General features: G+C 32.3%; 2 protein-coding genes and 1 pseudogene. All 3 read left to right on the forward strand.

The window, feature by feature from the left end; genetic code table 11:
• A partial coding sequence (locus F0310_RS05875) for a hypothetical protein (RefSeq protein ID WP_232535994.1) occupies nucleotides 1–727 on the forward strand: 727 nt, incomplete at its 5' end.
• A 99-nt stretch (nucleotides 728–826) separates the two neighbouring features.
• Nucleotides 827–1,096, forward strand: a complete 270-nt coding sequence (locus F0310_RS05635) for a hypothetical protein (RefSeq protein WP_182117984.1) — start codon at nucleotides 827–829, stop codon at nucleotides 1,094–1,096.
• A 246-nt stretch (nucleotides 1,097–1,342) separates the two neighbouring features.
• A pseudogene (locus F0310_RS05640) lies at nucleotides 1,343–1,611 on the forward strand (hypothetical protein); the annotation flags it as partial.

Below are 1,611 nucleotides of genomic sequence, written 5' to 3' on the forward strand. Positions count from 1 at the left end.
TTTTATTTATAAAACTACATATTATGAATATATTCTAATTTGTATTTATAACAAATATACAAGACATTATAATACTATTAATACCTACGGTAGCTGTAATACATATCGCATTGGGTGTTTTTATCCAGGTCCTTCTGCAGAACGTAGACAAGCTATTACTGATCTAGGAAAATTAAAGCTAGAAGAAGAATATAATAAGCTTAGCAAGATGCTAAAGGAGGCTGTGCCTGATTACGAGACTAAAACTTTAGATGATGCTATTGCAGAGTACAAGAAAGCTATAGATGAAGCTAGTGATGCTGAAGGTAAGATAGAAACAATAAATGATTACAAAGAACCTAATGATAAGGAGAAGCAAGAAAAGAAAGTAAATGTAGACCATTTAAAAAAAGTTAGAAATGTTCTTCCTGTTATCGAAAAAACTATGGAAACAGCTAGCAAGGCTTATGCTGATGCTTTTGCTATTATAGCTTCTAGGTTATCTTCTAGCGAGTTTAGGCAAGCTGTTTCTGAGTTTAATGATGCTGCCAAGCAATATGCTAATGGAAAAGGAGACAACGCTGTTAGTGTTATTGTAGGGCCTATTTCTAGTATGACTTACGTCACATTTGAAAATGGTTTTGCAAGAGCAAAAATATTTGCTAGAAATTATACAGGATCAGAAGTAGAGAAAATGATTGCTGCTATTGATAAGCTATTAGATGTTTATAAGAAAGTCACCTTCTAAGATTCTAACTATTTAGAAACACTTTATTTCTAATGCTTGCTATATAAAAAAATAATATTTAGGTTAATAATTAAAGAAAAAAAGGGGATATTAATGTTTATGAGGTGCAATTTGTTTATTTTACTGCTAGTCGCATTACTTTTTGTATCTTGCAAGTTTTTTGGAAATTCTAGCTCAAGTAAAAAAGCAGATCCTAGCAATATTAGTAAGCTAGCCTTGGATGCTTCTTCTAGGAAGCAAGATGAAAGTACAAGTTATGCTACAGGTGAAGATAAAAAGAATGAGACTAGCACTGACATGCTTGCTGATGTCCTGCTGCTTCTAGTGCTTCTTCTATTAAAGATAAGCAAGAAACTACTTGCAAGTTAAGCAAAGAAGACAATAACAAGCTTATAGATTTTCTTTATAAAACTATGACGTATCAATCTAGTCTATATCCTATTTACAAAAAATATATAAGCTCTTATAATACTATCGCTACCTATAGCAGTTGTGGCGATTATAGTATTTCGTGTTTTAATTAAGGACCTTTTGAAGAGCGTAGCAAGGCTCTTGCTAAGTTAAAAAACAATAAACTAGAAAAAGAGTATAATAAACTTAGCAAGATAATAAAGGATGCTTTGCCTAATTACGACACTAAAACTTCTAGATGAAGCAATTGCGGAGTATAAGGAAGCTATAAGTGAGGCTAGTGAGGCTGAAGGTAGGATAAGGACAGAAAATTATACCAATGCTTCCCAAAAGCAAAAGAATGAAAGTGTAGACCATTTAAAAACAGTTAGAAGTATTCTTGCTATTATTAAAAAAACCATGGAAACAGCTAGCCTGGCTTATGCTGATGCTTTTACTGTTGTTTCAGATAGCCTATCTTGTAGCGAGTTTAA

The sequence above is a fragment of the Borrelia sp. A-FGy1 genome (assembly GCF_014084025.1).
Taxonomy (GTDB): Bacteria; Spirochaetota; Spirochaetia; order Borreliales; family Borreliaceae; genus Borrelia.

Coding starts and splice junctions, on each gene's coding strand:
- F0310_RS05635 (WP_182117984.1), top strand. CDS start 827: ATGAGGTGCAATTTGTTTATTTTACTGCTAGTCGCATTACTTTTTGTA.